We start from the raw sequence: 14,258 nt of genomic DNA, 5'->3' as shown, positions 1-14,258 counted from the left end.
ACTCTCCTGGGCAGCGTCGAACGGCGCCGACCAGGCTTCCCGGCACACCTGACCGCAAACCTACCGGTCGGGCGTCATGGCGCACGACGGCGCCTGGCAATTCACCGGTCGTTCGCGTTCCGCGACAGGAATCTGCGGAACAACGGCCAGGCGATGGCGGCGTTGTACGCGACGCCGCCGATGACATACGGCCACCAGACGCCGTGGGCGCCGGCCACCCAGAAAGCTTTTGCCGGCCAGAACGGTGGTAGTACGCCGAACAGCAGACCCCAGCTCGAGTCGATGAACCATGGCAGGCACGGCAGGCCCGCGATCAGCATGCCCAGTCCCCGCACCGCGGCCAGTCCCTGAATCTTGTTTCCGGCCATGGCCAGAATCAGCAGCAAGGTGACTACCGCCGACATGCCGGCCAGCATCCCGATCGGGATGAGAGCAGGGAGCAGGCCCGGTGCCAGGATGCCGCTCAGCGACAACGTCGTGACGACGTAGACGGTGGTCACCACCATCACGGTCGCCGCGCGGTACCCGAAGAACGTCGACAGGGGTACCGGCGTCACCCGCAACACCGTCAAGGTGCCCGCATCCACTTCGTCGAGCACCAGGAAAGCGGCCAGGGCGCCGGCGATGATGATGCTGGTGAGCAGCAGGAACGCGGTGAGGATCAGCGGGTAGTACGGGACCAGGTCGAAACCGTTGCGCCTGGCCAACATTGCAGTTACCCGGGGAGTCAGCACTGCGACGCCAGTGGTCCAGATCACCGGAGCGACGACGATCATGACCAACAACGGATCGCGATAGGTACCGCGAATGTCGTTGCGGCCGAACGCGATGAGCGCCCGGACGGTGGTGTTGCGGCGGGCCGTCACATCCCACCCGATTTCGAGACGACGTAGCGGTCGAAGAGCACGCGCGCCACCCAGAACAGCGCACCGATGCAAAGCAAGGGATATGCGACGGCGTAGCCGAGCTGCCAGGCCGCCAGGTCGATCTGCCCGAACGCCGCGCCGAACAGCAGGAGCGGGCCCTGGGTCGGGATCAGGTAGAGCACGGGATTCGGCCAGAGTCCGGAGTAGTGCAGGATTGGCAGGTTCATCACCGCGAGCGGGATGGTCGCGGCGAGGAACCAGTCGCTGACCGAGCCGAACGGCAGCGAGGTGGTGAACCCGACAAGCAGCATGAGCAGTGTCCCGAGCACCACACCCATGAGCAGGATGGCGGACAGGTGACCAGGACCGTGCACGATCGCCGTCACCGAGATCGCCACGAACAGCGACACCGCCAACAGCACAGTGAGTTTTGCCGAAAGGTATTCACGGAATCGCAGTGGCGTGGAGATCACCGCCCCGAGGGTGCGTTCCTGCTTCTCGAAGAACACCGTCCCGGCGACGAAGAAGAACCCGATGATCGAGGTGTCACCCAACAACACGTAGGGCTCAGTGACCGGACGCAACCCCGCGGGCATCGGCAACAGCACCGCCAGCCAGATCAGCCCCGAGAACACCGCGGCGTACAGGAAGCGCTGTCGAATCTGCAGCAAGAGCTCCAATCTCACCGCGCTGCGAAATCGCTTCACAGCAACTGCCTTCCCGTGACTTCGACGAAGACATCATCAAGACTCGCCTCGCGGCTGTGGATGGTCTCGACATTCCGGTGCCGCAAGACCGCATGGAAATCCGGGTCGTCGGCGAGGCCGTCCAGGCCGAAGTCCGCGGAGTCCAGCAGTCCGTCGGCGCCGCGGAACTCGACCCGCACCGACCGTCGGCTCCGCGCGATCTTCAACTCCGCGGGCGTGTCCATCGCGACGATCCGCCCGTCGACCACGAACGCCACCCGGTCGCACAGCTCGTCGGCGGTGGCCATGTTGTGGGTGGTGAGAAACACCGTGCGGCCCTGCGCTTTCAGGTCCAGGATGATGTCGCGCACCTTGCGGGCGTTGACCGGATCGAGCCCCGAGGTCGGCTCATCGAGGAACAGCAACTCCGGATCGTTGAGTAATGCCCGGGCGAAAGTGAGTCGCATCTGCATGCCCTTGGAGTAGCGGCCGACCCGGGTCCCGGCATCGTCGGCGAGTCCGACGGCGTTCAGCAGTTCCATGGGATCCGCTGTCGATCCGGCGTACAGCGATGCGAAGAATTGCAGATTCTCCAGCCCGGTCAGCTTCTGATAGTGGTTCGGCAGTTCGAACGAGACCCCGACGCGTTCGTAGTAGTCGGATCCCCATTCGAGCGGCTCCCTGCCCCACACCGTCGCCTCGCCACCGTGACCGCGCAGGAGTCCGATCAGAAGCTTCTGAGTCGTGGATTTACCGGCCCCGCTGGGTCCGAGAAACCCGAAGATCTCCCCCTCGCCGACGCTGAAATCCATGCCGCGCACGGCGGGTTCCCCGGCCTTCGGGTAGGTGTAGGTGAGCCCTCGGACGCGGATGACCTCTGCCGTTCCTGTCTGCGTCATGTTCCGCGGCGTCCCCTTTCGAACAGAATGCCCGCCGAATACCTACTGTCACTATATACTGAAGTTTCAGAGATTATTGAAACATTTTGCAGCGGAGAGGAACCCGTGGCCAAAGACATCGGTCTTCAGGACGTCGCCGAACAGCTCGCACTGGTGCTGACCGACCTCGGACTGCAGCGGATGACGGCGCGGGTACTGGCGACACTGCTCTTCACCGAGAGTTCGGCCATGACCATGGCCGACCTCGGCGAGCAGCTTCAGGCCAGCTCCGGGGCGATCTCGGGAGCGCTCAAGATGCTGACGTCGGTTGGGCTGGCCGAGCGTGTCCCGGTCCCGGGCAGCCGCCGCGACCACTACCGCCTGCGCGACGACGCCTGGGCCGTGCTGTTCACCGGCCAGAACGTCACCATTTCGGCGATGCAAGCCGCAGCCGATACCGGTATCGCCGCCACGCCTGCCGACAGCCTGGCTCGGCAACGCCTTACCCAGATGCGCGATTTCTACGCGTTCCTGCTCGCCGAAATCCCCGCTCTGCTCGAGCGCTGGCGCCGGCAGGCCGGCTGACGGACATCCGCCGGCAGGACTAAAGCGTCAAGAGGGCCACGCACTCGACGTGGTGCGTCAACGGGAACGAATCGAAGACCCGCAGATTCGCGACCTGGTAGCCGTGACCGCGGTACAGACCGATATCCCGGGCGAAAGACGCTGCCTCACAACCGATGTGGATCACCCGCGGCACCCCCGCGGCGGCCAGCTGATCGATCACCTCATGCCCGGCGCCGGTGCGCGGCGGGTCCAGGACGGCAACATCAGCAGCGACCCGCTGTGTGCCGAGCGCCCGGCGCACCGAATCCGTCAGCACCTCGATGCAACCGAGATCCCCGAGCGCGGCCCGGGCGGCGCGCGCAGATCCGCGCGAGGTGTCCACCGTCAGCACCTTGCCGGACTCCCCCACCGAGCCGGCCAGCGCCGCGGCGAAAACGCCTGCGCCGCCGTACAAATCCCACGCCGTCTGCCCCTCGGACAGCTCCGCCCACTCGGTGACCAGCTCGCTGTAGGTGCCGGCAGCGTCGCGGTGAGACTGCCAGAACGCCGTCACCGGCACGAGCCATTCCCGATCGCCGACCCGCTGCACGGCCTCGTACTCGCCCGAGACCACCTCGGTCAAGCCGGCCTTGCTCTTCTTGCCTCCGCGCGGGCCGGACCGCACGACATGCCGGCGCCCGTCGTCGTCGAGCACGACGTGCAGGTGGGCACCGGGCGGCTGCAGCGGCAGATCATCCAACATTCCGGCCGGCACCTGGGCACACGACAGATCGGTGACCAGTTCGTCGCTGTGATACCGGTGGAATCCGGCCCGGCCGTCCGCGCCGACCTCCAGCCGGACCCGGGTACGCCACCCGGTGGGGCCGACCGTCCCAACTTCCGCCGCGACCAGATCGCCGGCCTCGTGTCCGCCGAGTCGGGCCAGCTGATTGGCCACGACCTCACCCTTGAGCCGCCGCGCCGCGGCGGGATCGACGAAAGCCAGGTCGCAGCAACCGGATCCCTGGGCGCCTGCGATCGCGCACAACGAATCCACCCGGTCAGGAGACGGCTCGATCACCTCGACAGCGTCGGCATGCCAGTACGACCCGCGCTCGGACGTCACCTCGGCGCGCACCACCTCGCCCGGCAGCGCGTGCCGGACGAAGATGACGCGGCCGTCGTGGCGTGCGACGCAGCTGCCACCGTTGGCCGGCGGCCCAACCGTCAGTGTTACCTCAGTCACTCGATGATGCCCCGTCGGGTGTCACCGGGCGCCGAGCCCGGAGCCATGGTCACCTTCACACGCTCCGACGAATTCAGCTGCCACGGAACGGAAGTCACCATCACGTTCGGGATGAACAACAGCCGGCCCTTGAGGCGCAGCGCACTCTGGTTGTGCAGGATGTGCTCCCACCAGTGGCCCACCACGTACTCCGGAATGAAGACCGTCACGACCGTGCGCTTCGACTCGGCGGTGATGCGCTTGACGTAATCGAGGATGGGCCTGGTGATTTCGCGGTACGGCGACGCGATGACCTTGAGCGGGACGGACACGTCGCTGTCTTCCCACTTGTGCACCAGCTCGCGCGTCTCGGCGTCGTCGACGCTGACGGTGATGGCCTCCAGCACATCCGGCCGGGTGGCCCTCGCGTAGGCCAACGCCCGCAGCGTCGGCAGATGCAGGTTGGAGACCAGCACCACGGCGTGGTTGCGGCTGGGCAACACGACGTCCTCGTCCGGCCCGGACCGGGAACGCAGCTCCGCGGCGACGGTGTCGTAGTGCTTGTGGATCGCCTTCATCAGGACGAACAGCACGCTCATGGCAAGGATCGCGATCCAGGCGCCGGCCATGAACTTGGTCACGATGACCACAAGCAGCACGGCACCCGTGCAGAGGAAACCGATGGTGTTGACGATCCGCGCGCGCTGCATGCGGCGGCGCTCGGACCCCTCGGTCTCGGTGCGCAACAACCGGTTCCAGTGCCGCACCATGCCGATCTGGCTCAACGTGAACGACACGAACACACCGACGATGTACAGCTGGATCAGTGCGGTGACCTCGGCGTTGAACGCCACCACGAACGCGATCGCGGCGAACGCGAGGAACAGGATGCCGTTGGAGAACGCCAGCCGGTCACCGCGCGTGTGCAGCTGCCGGGGCAGGTAGCGGTCCTGCGCCAGGATCGAGCCCAGCACCGGGAAACCGTTGAAGGCGGTGTTGGCGGCCAGCACCAGGATCAGACCCGTCACGCCGGCGATGAGGTACAGGCCCACCGGGAATCCCTGGAACACTGCCTCCGCAAGCTGAGTGACCACCGTCTTCTGGTGATAGCCGGCGGGCGCGCCCACCAACTGGTCCACGCTGTCGGCCATCTTCAGGCCCATCTCCTTGGCCAGCACGATGATCCCCATGAACAACGACACCGCGATGGCGCCGAGCAGCAGCAGCGTCGTTGCGGCGTTGCGCGACTTCGGCTTCTGGAAGGCGGGCACACCGTTGCTGATGGCTTCCACACCGGTGAGGGCGGCACAGCCGGACGAGAACGCCCGGGCGACCAGGAACACCATGGCGAAGCCCAGCACGTCGCCGTGCTCGGACTTGATGCTGAAACCGGCCGACTCGGCGCGCAGCGGGTGGCCCAGCACGAAGATCTGGATGAAGCCCCAGGCCAACATGAGGTACATGCCGATCATGAAGGCGTAGGTGGGAATCGCGAACGCGGTACCGGACTCCCGGATGCCGCGCAGGTTGAGCGACGCCAGGATCAGGATCGCCAGTACCGAGAACAGGACCTTGTTCTGGGCGATGAACGGCACCGCCGATCCGATGTTGGACATCGCCGACGCCGTCGACACCGCCACGGTCAGCACGTAGTCGACCAGTAGTGCACTGGCCACCGTCAACCCGGCGGTGTGCCCGAGGTTCGTGGTGACCACCTCGTAGTCGCCGCCTCCGGACGGATAGGCGTGCACGTTCTGCCGATAACTGGCGATCACGATCAACATGACCGCGGCCACCGCGAGACCGATCCACGGCGCCATCGAGTACGCCGACAGACCGGCGACCGACAGCACCAGGAAGATTTCCTCCGGGGCGTAGGCGACCGACGACAGCGCATCCGACGCGAAGACCGGTAAGGCGATACGTTTGGGCAGCAACGTGTGGGCGAGCTTGTCGCTGCGGAAGGGTCGACCGATCACCAACCGTCGCGTAGCGGTCGAAAGCTTGGACACGAGGGCTAGGGTAAGCCCCCCGGGCTCGGGTTGTAGCGTTCGGACTGAGCTGAGGCATGAAATTCGCTTCGGGGCCGGTTCCTGGCCCAGAAAGGATCGGCTGGTGCGAGTAGTCGTAATGGGCTGCGGCCGGGTTGGCGCATCGCTGGCAGACGGATTGGCCCGCATCGGTCATGAGGTCGCCGTGATCGACCGGGACAAAACCGCGTTCCACCGCCTGTCACCCGAATTCCCCGGAGAACGCGTGCTGGGCATGGGTTTTGACCGGGACGTGCTGGAGCGGGCCGGTATCGAAGAGGCCGGCGCGTTCGCCGCCGTGTCCTCCGGTGACAACTCCAACATCATCTCGGCGCGGGTGGCGCGCGAGACGTTCGGCGTGCAGCGCGTCGTGGCGCGGATCTACGACGCCAAGCGCGCGGCGGTGTACGAGCGGCTGGGCATCCCGACGATCGCGACGGTGCCGTGGACCACCGACCGGTTGCTGAATCTGCTGACCCGCGAGACCGAGACCACGAAGTGGCGGGACCCGTCCGGCAACGTCGGCGTCACCGAACTGTCCCTGCACGAGGACTGGGTCGGCTACCGCGTCACCGCGCTGGAAGGCGCGACGGGCGGCCGCGTCGCGTTCCTCATCCGGTTCGGCAGCGGCGTGCTGCCGGACGCCAAGACCGTCATCCAGGCCGGCGATCAGGTGTACATGGCCGCCGTGTCGGGCCGCGTCGCCGAGGCCATCGCCATCGCATCACTGCCGCCCGGCGACGACGTGGAAAGCCACTAGGGAGCGCACATGAAGGTCGCAATCGCGGGCGCCGGCGCCGTCGGCCGTTCCATCGCGCGGGAACTGGTCGATCACCACGAGGTGACGCTGCTGGAGCGCAATCCGGACCACATCGACGTCGATGCCGTCCCCGCGGCGCAGTGGCGCCTGGGCGACGCCTGCGAGCTGTCGCTGCTCGAGTCCGTCAAGCTGCACGAGTTCGACGTGGTCATCGCCGCCACCGGCGACGACAAGGCCAACGTGGTGGTCAGTCTGCTGGCCAAGACCGAGTTCGCGGTCCCCCGCGTCGTGGCCCGCGTGAACGACCCGCGCAACGAGTGGCTGTTCGACGACAGCTGGGGCGTCGACGTCGCGGTGTCGACACCGCGCATGCTGGCGTCCCTGGTCGAAGAAGCCGTTTCGGTGGGCGACCTGGTCCGCCTGATGAGTTTCCGCAAGGGGCAGGCCAACCTCGTCGAGATCACGCTGCCCGACGACACGCCGTGGGGCGGCAAGGCCGTCAAACGTCTCCAGCTGCCCCGCGACGCCACCTTGGTGACCATCCTGCGCGGCCCACGCGTGATCGTGCCCGAATCCGACGAGCCGCTCGAGGGCGGCGACGAATTGCTGTTCGTCGCAGTGGCCGAGGTCGAGCAGGAGCTGCGCAACCAGGTACTGAATCCGAGCTAGTCCGCGGTGACCGTTTCGTCGGCGTGGTGCTCGGCGTCGTGGAGGGCCTTCTGGGCCGTCCGGATGGCCAGGTAGGACGCCAGCGCGGCGACCGCCGTGAGCGGCCAGCCCATGGCGATCCGGGCCACGCCGAGCAGACCTGTCCGGTCCGCCCCGTACAGGTGATTCTGCACCAGGAACCGGGATGCGAAAACGAGCACCCACACCGCGGTCGCGATGTCGAACGCCAGCACCGCGCGCCGGACCTCGCGCCAGCTACGGTCGTGTCCGGTGACCCAGCTCCAGCCGTACCCGACCAGCGGGCGGCGGATCAGGATCGAGAGCGCGAACACCCCGGCGTAGATCAGCGACGACCAGATGCCAAGCAGGAAATAGCCTTTCGAGGCGCCGATCAGGTAGGCGATCAGCGCGCTGATGCCCACGCCGATGAAGCCGGACACCGCAGGCTGCACCGATTCGCGCCGCGCCAACCGCCAGACCAGGACGAGGGCGGCGACACCGAGCGCGGCGTAGATCGCGGCGGTCAGCCCGAAGAAACTGGATACCGGGACGAAGACGAGGACCGGCAGGGACGAATAGATCAGGCCGCTGAGGCCACCCATCTGTTCCAGCAGGACGTGCGCCGTCAGCCTGGAGTCCCGGTCGTCCTGCTGGGCCTCGACGTCGGCTTCGGCCTGCTCGCTGTCCGCGGTCCCCTTGTCGGGGAAAGTCACTTCTGAATCTCGTAATGCGGGTTGTAGATCGCTTTGGCCCCGCTGTCCAAGTTGCCCAGCCGTCCGTGCACCCGAAGGGTGCGACCGGATTCGATGCCTGGGATGCGCCGCTGACCCAACCAGACCAGCGTGACCGTGTCGGTGCCGTCGAACAGCTCGGCTCGCACGCCACCCGAACAGCCCTTGCCGTTGGTCTCGACACACCGCAGTGTGCCGACCATCGTCACTTCCTGTCCGCGCGTGCAGTCCACCGCTCGCATGGCGCCGGTGTTCAGGGCCTCGTCGTTCAGCTCCTGGACATCGCTCTGTTCGAGGTCCTCGGTAAGCCGCCGGGTGAGTCGGCGTAAATAGCCTTCCGCCGTAGCCATGGTCTCTCCTGAGACTTGCTGCGAATCCACCGTGGACCCGCTATCTAACCAACGTCACGCTAGACCTCTTGGTTCCGATTCGCCATTTCGGCGCGGGATATATCTTCGTTATCCCGCTCACTGGACACCGCACCCGGCGCGACCCCCTTGCGAGCGCCGTATCGACCGCCGGGCACGATCGAGGGATGACGGCCAACTTGCAAGGGATGACCGCGGTACTGCTGCCCGGCACGGGTTCCGACGACGACTACATCCGCCGGGCCTTCGGTGGCGCGCTGGTCGATGCGGGTGCCGTGGTGATCGCCCCGCGACCGTTGCCGGGCGGCCTGATCGCCGGTTATCTCGAAGCGCTCGACGCCGCCGCTCAGCACGGCCCGATCATGGTCGGCGGAGTGTCGCTGGGCGCGGCCGTCGCGACCAACTGGGCGCTGAGCCACCCCGACCGCTGCGCAGCCGTCCTGGCCGCACTACCGGCCTGGACCGGCGAGTCGGACGGCGCGCCGGCCGCCCAGGCCGCCCGCTACTCGGCGCAGCAACTGCGCGAGATCGGGCTGGATGCCGCCGTCGCCGGCATGCGGGCGGGCAGCCCGGCCTGGCTCGCGGACGAGCTGACGCGGTCGTGGACGGCGCAGTGGCCGGGCCTGCCGGACGCGATGGAAGAGGCGGCGGGCTACGGCGGGCCGACCCGCGAACAACTGGCGGAGTTGCAGGTGCCGATGGGCGTGGCCGGGGCGGTGGACGACGCCGTCCACCCGGTCGCGGTCGCGGCGGAATGGGCCGTGGCGGCCCCCAGGGCCGCGCTGCGGACCGTCACCCTCGATGCGATGGGTGCGCAGCCGACGGTGCTGGGCGACGCATGTGTCGCCGCGTTGCGGGAGGCCGTCAGCCTCCTGTGATGGTCCCCATCTGCTGGGTACGCAGCTGCTGCATGGCCGAGCCCTGCTCGCTGCGGCGGGCATCGGGTCCGGGTTCGGCCTCGCCCAGCGGTTGTTGCCCTTGCTGCATCTGCTGCTGCAGCTGTTCGAGCGCCTGCTGAGCCTGCTCCATCTGCTGTTGCGCCATCTGGGCGGCCGCCGCGCGCAGCTGCTCCAGCAGCGGCTCCGACAGCTGCACCGGCAGCGGGGTGCGGACCGCCATCGGGGTGTCACCACGGCGAACCACGGTGTCCGCCAACGAGGTTCGGGCCTCGTCGGCAATGGCATCGATGGTCTCCTCGGTGCCGACGACGACGCAGCGCACCATCCACCGGTAGCCGTCGGTCCCGATGAACCGCATCACGACCTGCGGCTGACCGGGCTGCGGCGCCGGCAGGCCCACGACCTCGCGGCCCCAGGGTCCGTCCTCGATGCGGGCCTGCGCGTTGTCGTTGCGCAGCGACTCGGCCAGCTCAGCGGCGATCTCGCGCCACAGCCCGCCGGTCTTGGGCGCGGCGTACGCGGCCACGGAGAAGCGCCCGTTGGGCGTCATGATCCAGACGGCGTTCGGCACACCCTGTTCGTTGACCTCGACGTTGAGCTGCGAACCGTCGGGCACCGGGACGAGCACCCCACCAAGGTCCAGGCGGGCCGCCTCAGCGTCGGCCGGGTCGTCGAAGTCCTCGACGTCGAAAGGGCCGTCTTCTTCGGGGTTGAACTCGAATGCCATCACAAACTCGCATGTCCGCCGGAGGAACCGTGGCCGCCCGCGCCACGTGAGGTGTCAGCCAGCCCCGCCTCGTCGAACGACGTGACCTCGACCAGCTCGGGCAGCTCGACCCGCTGCACCAGCAGCTGAGCGATCCGGTCACCGCGTTTCACGATGATGGGCTCGCTGGGGTCGAGGTTGATGAGCGCCACCTTGATCTCGCCGCGATACCCGGCGTCGACGGTGCCGGGTGCGTTGACGATCGAAAGGCCGACCCGGATGGCCAATCCCGAGCGCGGATGCACCAGGCCGACCATGCCATGCGGAACCGCGACGGCGATTCCCGTCGGTACCAATTCGCGCTGACCGGGGGCCAGTTCGAGGTCGATCGCGCTGAACAGATCGACGCCGGCATCGCCGTCGTGAGCACGGGCCGGCATCGGCAGATCCCGGTCCAACCGAACTACCGCCAGAGAGGTGGACACGACCGCACAGACTACCCTTGGCCGCGTGTCGGACACGCGAGCAGTCACCCAAACCGTGCTCTATCGGGAACGGTTGACGGTGCCTTTGTGGTGGTGGTTACCGGGTTTCGGGCTGGCGGCCCTGATCGCGCTGGAAGTGGTGCAAGGCGTGTCGGGCGTGCCCACGTGGGCGCCGTTCGCCGTCCTGCTCCCGGTCGCCGCGGCGACGCTGGTGTGGATGGGACGCATCGAGCTGCGCGTGGTGCGCACCGGAACCGGACCGGATGCCCAGACCGAGCTGTGGGTGGGGCAGGCGCACATCCCGACCAGTGTCATCTCCCGGTCGGCCGAGGTGCCGCGCTCGGCGAAGTCGGCGGCGCTGGGACGGCAGCTGGACCCGGCCGCGTACGTCGTGCACCGGGCCTGGGCCGGGCCGCTGATCCTCCTGGTCCTCGACGATCCGGATGACCCCACCCCGTACTGGCTGGTGAGCACTCGTCATCCCGATCAGATCCTGGCGGCGCTGCAGGGCCCATAAGACGCCGAATGGCCGGTCCACGCACGTAAAGCGTGCGAGACCGGCCACTGACGTTTGTGAATCCCTATGCGGCGCAGTCGGTGCAGATCATCACGCCGTTCTTCTCGCTGGCGAGACGGCTGCGGTGTTGCACCAAGAAGCAGCTCGAGCAGGTGAACTCATCGGCCTGCTTGGGCACCACTCGGACCGAAAGTTCCTCGCCCGACAGGTCAGCACCCGGCAGCTCGAAGTTTTCGGCCGAGTCGGTTTCGTCGACGTCGACGACGGCGGACTGCGCCTCGTTCCGTCGCGCTTTCAGCTCCTCCAGAGAGTCCTCGGAAACCTCGTCAGTCTCAGAACGCCGCGGGGCGTCGTAATCGGTAGCCATGGTCATCCCCTCCGTTACCTTGCAGCAGAGCTTTGTACCAGCGTCGAACGCTTCTACCAAATGATTCGTGCCCAGAAAGCGCGCCGATTGTATGTGATTTGCATCACATACGCCAGGGATGGTTCGTAATCACGCTGGATGCGGGGCATCTACAGTGCACATGTGGTCGCTCAAATCACCGAAGGCACCGCCTTCGACAAGCACGGCCGGCCGTTCCGCCGCCGCAACTACGTGCCCGCCGCGGTTCTGTTCGCGGTGCTGGCCGTCGCGACGCTGATCGCCTGGCTCGTCGTCGCCAATCAGCCCGCCGAAATCCATCAGGCGATCACCTGCAATCCCCCACCCGCACCGAGCGAACCGAACCAGCCCAAGCTGGGCGACGAGGTGTCACAGTCCTCGATGGTCAACGTGGTGCCGGCCAAGCTCGCCGATACCAAGATCCGCGTGCTCAACGCCAGCGGTCAGGGCGGCCAGGCCAGCGAGGTCGCCGGCGAGCTGCGCGACCTCGGTTTCGGTCAGCCGGCCGCGAGCAATGACCCCGTGTACGCCAGCACCCGCATGGAATGCCAGGGCCAGATCCGGTTCGGCCCGGCCGGCAAGTCTGCCGCCGCCGCCCTGTGGCTGGTCGCGCCGTGCACCCAACTGTTCCAGGACCAGCGCCCCGACGACTCCGTCGACCTGGCGATCGGCACCGAGTTCAACGAGCTCGCCCACAGCGACGACATCGAGGCCATGCTCGCCAGCCTGAAGCCGGACGCGACGCAGCCGGCCGACACCTCACTGCTGCCGAAGATCCACAGCGGGACCTGCTAGCTAGCGGTAGCCGACCCGCGCCAACTGCCCGGCCAGCGCCGCGGATACCCCGGGTGCCGCGGCAATGACCAGGTCGTCGTCCTCCGCGCCGGGTGCCGGCAGCCGCACCGCGGCGCCGGCCTCCTCGGCGATCAGGGCCGCGGCCGCCCAATCCCACACGTGCACACCGGATTCGAAATACGCGTCGAGCCTCCCCGCAGCGACCATGCACAGGTCCAGCGCGCACGACCCGACCCGGCGGATGTCCCGCACCTCGGCCAGCAGCTCGGCCACCGCGCCGGCCTGCTGCCGCCGCCGCTCCCGCGCATAGGCGAACCCGGTCGCCACCAGCGCCATCGGCAGTTCGTCGATCACGTTGCAGTGCAAGGCCGCCCGCACCCCATCGCGGGTCACCGCGGCGCCCTCACCACGCGCGGCGGAGAACACTTCTCCGGTCGCCGCATTGGCCACCGCACCGGCCACCGATACCCCGTCGATCTGCACGCCGACCGACACCGCGTAGGCGCCCAGCCCGTACATGAAGTTCACGGTGCCGTCGATGGGGTCGAGCACCCACACCGGAACACCCGCGGGAGCGCGCGCCGCCCCGCCCTCCTCCTCGCCCAGGATCGCGTCGTTCGGCCGCAACGCCGCCAGGCGTTCGCGCAACAGGCGCTCGGTCTCGGTGTCCACCACAGTGACCGGATCCGTCGGACTGCTCTTGGTGCGCACCGCGGCCGCGTCCTGCTGGGCACCGGCGAAAACCTCACCGCGCCGCCGGCGGACGAACGCGGCGGCCTCGGTCGCCAGCTGCTCGGCGAGCGCGCGGAGCGCCACAGGCGCGGTGCCACTTTCGGGTTCGCGTGCTGTCATGACGCCTATCGCAGCACACGCGGTTAGGGTGTGGGTCGCGCCCTCTTGCCCAGCCCCTTCAAGGAGTGCAGATGATCGAGACGCCCACCGCCGCGACTGACGGCTCGCAGCATCGAGCGCTGGGGATCGACGTCGGCGGCAGCGGCGTCAAAGGCGGCATCGTCGACCTCGACACCGGCCAGCTGATCGGCGAACGTTTCCGGCTCCCCACGCCGCAGCCGGCCACGCCCGAAGCCGTGTCGGAGACCGTCGCGGCGGTCGTCCGCGAGTTCGGCTGGACGGGACCGCTGGGCGTCACCTATCCGGGCGTGGTGACCGATGGGATCGTGCGCACCGCGGCCAACGTCGACAGCAGCTGGATCGGCACCAACGTGCGGGACATGTTCGCCTCCCGGTTGGCCGGCCAGGACGTGACGGTGCTCAACGACGCGGACGCCGCGGGACTGGCCGAGGAGAAGTTCGGCGCAGGGCGGGACGTACATGGCCTCGTCGTGTTGCTGACGTTCGGCACGGGCATCGGCTCGGCGGTGATCTACGACGGGGTTCTGTTGCCCAACACCGAGTTCGGTCACATCGAGGTCGGCGGCAAGGAAGCCGAGCACCGGGCCGCGTCGTCGGTGAAGGAACGCAAGGACTGGTCGTACGAACGCTGGACCGAGGAAGTCACCAAGGTGCTGGTGGCAGTCGAGAACGCCATCTGGCCGGACCTGTTCATCGTCGGCGGCGGGATCAGTAAAAAGGCCGACAAGTGGGTGCCGCTGCTGAAGAACCGCACCCCCGTCGTCGCCGCGACGCTGCAGAACTCGGCCGGTATCGTCGGCGCCGCGATGGCCGCCGACGGCGCGCTGCACCGTCATTAG

18 protein-coding genes are annotated in these 14,258 nt (G+C 67.7%); 7 read left to right on the top strand and 11 right to left on the bottom strand.

Translation table 11 applies throughout. The features are described 5' to 3' along the window. Positions 1-101: 101 nt before the first annotated feature. Genes ACWW1C_RS11860 through ACWW1C_RS11850 form a run of 3 tightly spaced genes read right to left on the bottom strand, consistent with a single transcriptional unit; the run spans position 102 to position 2,451 of the window. Positions 102-866: an ABC transporter permease gene (locus ACWW1C_RS11860; protein WP_455983610.1), complete on the bottom strand. Its 765-nt coding sequence runs from the start codon at positions 864-866 to the stop codon at positions 102-104. Next, positions 863-1,573, bottom strand: a complete 711-nt coding sequence (locus ACWW1C_RS11855; protein WP_455983609.1) for a fluoroquinolone export ABC transporter permease subunit — start codon at positions 1,571-1,573, stop codon at positions 863-865. Before ACWW1C_RS11855 ends, ACWW1C_RS11860 begins: the two co-directional genes overlap by 4 nt. Continuing rightward, a complete protein-coding gene (locus ACWW1C_RS11850; protein ID WP_455983608.1) occupies positions 1,570-2,451 on the bottom strand; it encodes an ABC transporter ATP-binding protein in 882 nt (293 codons plus the stop codon). Before ACWW1C_RS11850 ends, ACWW1C_RS11855 begins: the two co-directional genes overlap by 4 nt. 180 nt (positions 2,452-2,631) lie before the next feature. Between ACWW1C_RS11850 and ACWW1C_RS11845 the strand changes: the two genes are divergently transcribed. Beyond that, on the top strand, positions 2,632-3,015 hold the full coding sequence (locus tag ACWW1C_RS11845) for a GbsR/MarR family transcriptional regulator (protein WP_455984245.1): 384 nt from the start codon (positions 2,632-2,634) through the stop codon (positions 3,013-3,015). 19 nt (positions 3,016-3,034) lie between these two features. Here the strand turns inward: ACWW1C_RS11845 and ACWW1C_RS11840 are convergent, their stop codons facing one another. After that, a complete protein-coding gene (locus ACWW1C_RS11840; protein ID WP_455983607.1) occupies positions 3,035-4,222 on the bottom strand; it encodes a class I SAM-dependent RNA methyltransferase in 1,188 nt (395 codons plus the stop codon). Next, a complete protein-coding gene (locus ACWW1C_RS11835; protein ID WP_455983606.1) occupies positions 4,219-6,213 on the bottom strand; it encodes an APC family permease in 1,995 nt (664 codons plus the stop codon). Before ACWW1C_RS11835 ends, ACWW1C_RS11840 begins: the two co-directional genes overlap by 4 nt. Before the next feature lie 103 nt (positions 6,214-6,316). Here ACWW1C_RS11835 and ACWW1C_RS11830 point away from each other — a divergent pair, with 103 nt between their 5' ends. Together ACWW1C_RS11830 and ACWW1C_RS11825 are read left to right on the top strand one after the other, a co-directional pair. After that, positions 6,317-6,991, top strand: coding sequence for a potassium channel family protein (locus ACWW1C_RS11830; RefSeq protein WP_081633431.1), 675 nt, complete (start codon positions 6,317-6,319; stop codon positions 6,989-6,991). Positions 6,992-7,000: 9 nt separating this feature from the next. Beyond that, positions 7,001-7,660, top strand: coding sequence for a potassium channel family protein (locus ACWW1C_RS11825; RefSeq protein ID WP_043393866.1), 660 nt, complete (start codon positions 7,001-7,003; stop codon positions 7,658-7,660). On the opposite strand, the gene ACWW1C_RS11820 is transcribed toward ACWW1C_RS11825, so the two are convergent. Together ACWW1C_RS11820 and ACWW1C_RS11815 are read right to left on the bottom strand one after the other, a co-directional pair. Continuing rightward, complete coding sequence (locus ACWW1C_RS11820) at positions 7,657-8,262, bottom strand: DUF3159 domain-containing protein (RefSeq protein ID WP_455984244.1); 606 nt, start codon at positions 8,260-8,262, stop codon at positions 7,657-7,659. The genes ACWW1C_RS11825 and ACWW1C_RS11820 overlap by 4 nt on opposite strands. Positions 8,263-8,369: 107 nt before the next feature. Beyond that, a complete protein-coding gene (locus ACWW1C_RS11815) occupies positions 8,370-8,741 on the bottom strand; it encodes an OB-fold nucleic acid binding domain-containing protein (RefSeq protein WP_020101829.1) in 372 nt (123 codons plus the stop codon). A gap of 185 nt (positions 8,742-8,926) precedes the next feature. Here ACWW1C_RS11815 and ACWW1C_RS11810 point away from each other — a divergent pair, with 185 nt between their 5' ends. After that, positions 8,927-9,637, top strand: a complete 711-nt coding sequence (locus tag ACWW1C_RS11810; RefSeq protein ID WP_455983605.1) for an alpha/beta hydrolase — start codon at positions 8,927-8,929, stop codon at positions 9,635-9,637. On the opposite strand, the gene ACWW1C_RS11805 is transcribed toward ACWW1C_RS11810, so the two are convergent. Further along, the gene (locus ACWW1C_RS11805) at positions 9,624-10,385 is read right to left on the bottom strand and encodes a DUF3710 domain-containing protein (protein ID WP_455983604.1); all 762 of its coding nucleotides are present in this window, start codon (positions 10,383-10,385) and stop codon (positions 9,624-9,626) included. The two genes, ACWW1C_RS11810 and ACWW1C_RS11805, sit on opposite strands and share 14 nt — an antisense overlap. Beyond that, positions 10,385-10,849 (bottom strand): dUTP diphosphatase, encoded by a 465-nt coding sequence (gene dut, locus ACWW1C_RS11800; protein WP_029105316.1) that lies wholly within the window; start codon positions 10,847-10,849, stop codon positions 10,385-10,387. Before dut ends, ACWW1C_RS11805 begins: the two co-directional genes overlap by 1 nt. Positions 10,850-10,874: 25 nt before the next feature. Between dut and ACWW1C_RS11795 the strand changes: the two genes are divergently transcribed. Then, positions 10,875-11,366 carry a DUF3093 domain-containing protein gene (locus ACWW1C_RS11795; protein WP_455983603.1) on the top strand — a complete coding sequence of 164 codons (492 nt, stop codon included), beginning with the start codon at positions 10,875-10,877 and terminating at the stop codon, positions 11,364-11,366. A gap of 64 nt (positions 11,367-11,430) precedes the next feature. Here the strand turns inward: ACWW1C_RS11795 and ACWW1C_RS11790 are convergent, their stop codons facing one another. After that, positions 11,431-11,733 (bottom strand): DUF4193 domain-containing protein, encoded by a 303-nt coding sequence (locus tag ACWW1C_RS11790; RefSeq protein WP_029105318.1) that lies wholly within the window; start codon positions 11,731-11,733, stop codon positions 11,431-11,433. A gap of 162 nt (positions 11,734-11,895) precedes the next feature. Here ACWW1C_RS11790 and cei point away from each other — a divergent pair, with 162 nt between their 5' ends. After that, entirely contained in the window at positions 11,896-12,546 is a 651-nt protein-coding gene (cei, locus tag ACWW1C_RS11785) for an envelope integrity protein Cei (RefSeq protein ID WP_455983602.1), read from the top strand. Here the strand turns inward: cei and ACWW1C_RS11780 are convergent, their stop codons facing one another. Beyond that, positions 12,547-13,398, bottom strand: a complete 852-nt coding sequence (locus ACWW1C_RS11780) for an inositol monophosphatase family protein (RefSeq protein WP_455983601.1) — start codon at positions 13,396-13,398, stop codon at positions 12,547-12,549. A 71-nt stretch (positions 13,399-13,469) separates the two neighbouring features. Between ACWW1C_RS11780 and ppgK the strand changes: the two genes are divergently transcribed. Then, the gene (ppgK, locus tag ACWW1C_RS11775; RefSeq protein WP_455983600.1) at positions 13,470-14,258 is read left to right on the top strand and encodes a polyphosphate--glucose phosphotransferase; all 789 of its coding nucleotides are present in this window, start codon (positions 13,470-13,472) and stop codon (positions 14,256-14,258) included.

This window comes from Mycobacterium sp. HM-7, from assembly GCF_053852335.1.
The sequence above is the reverse complement of the archived record's forward strand: the minus strand, read 5'-3'. Positions and strand labels throughout refer to the sequence as shown.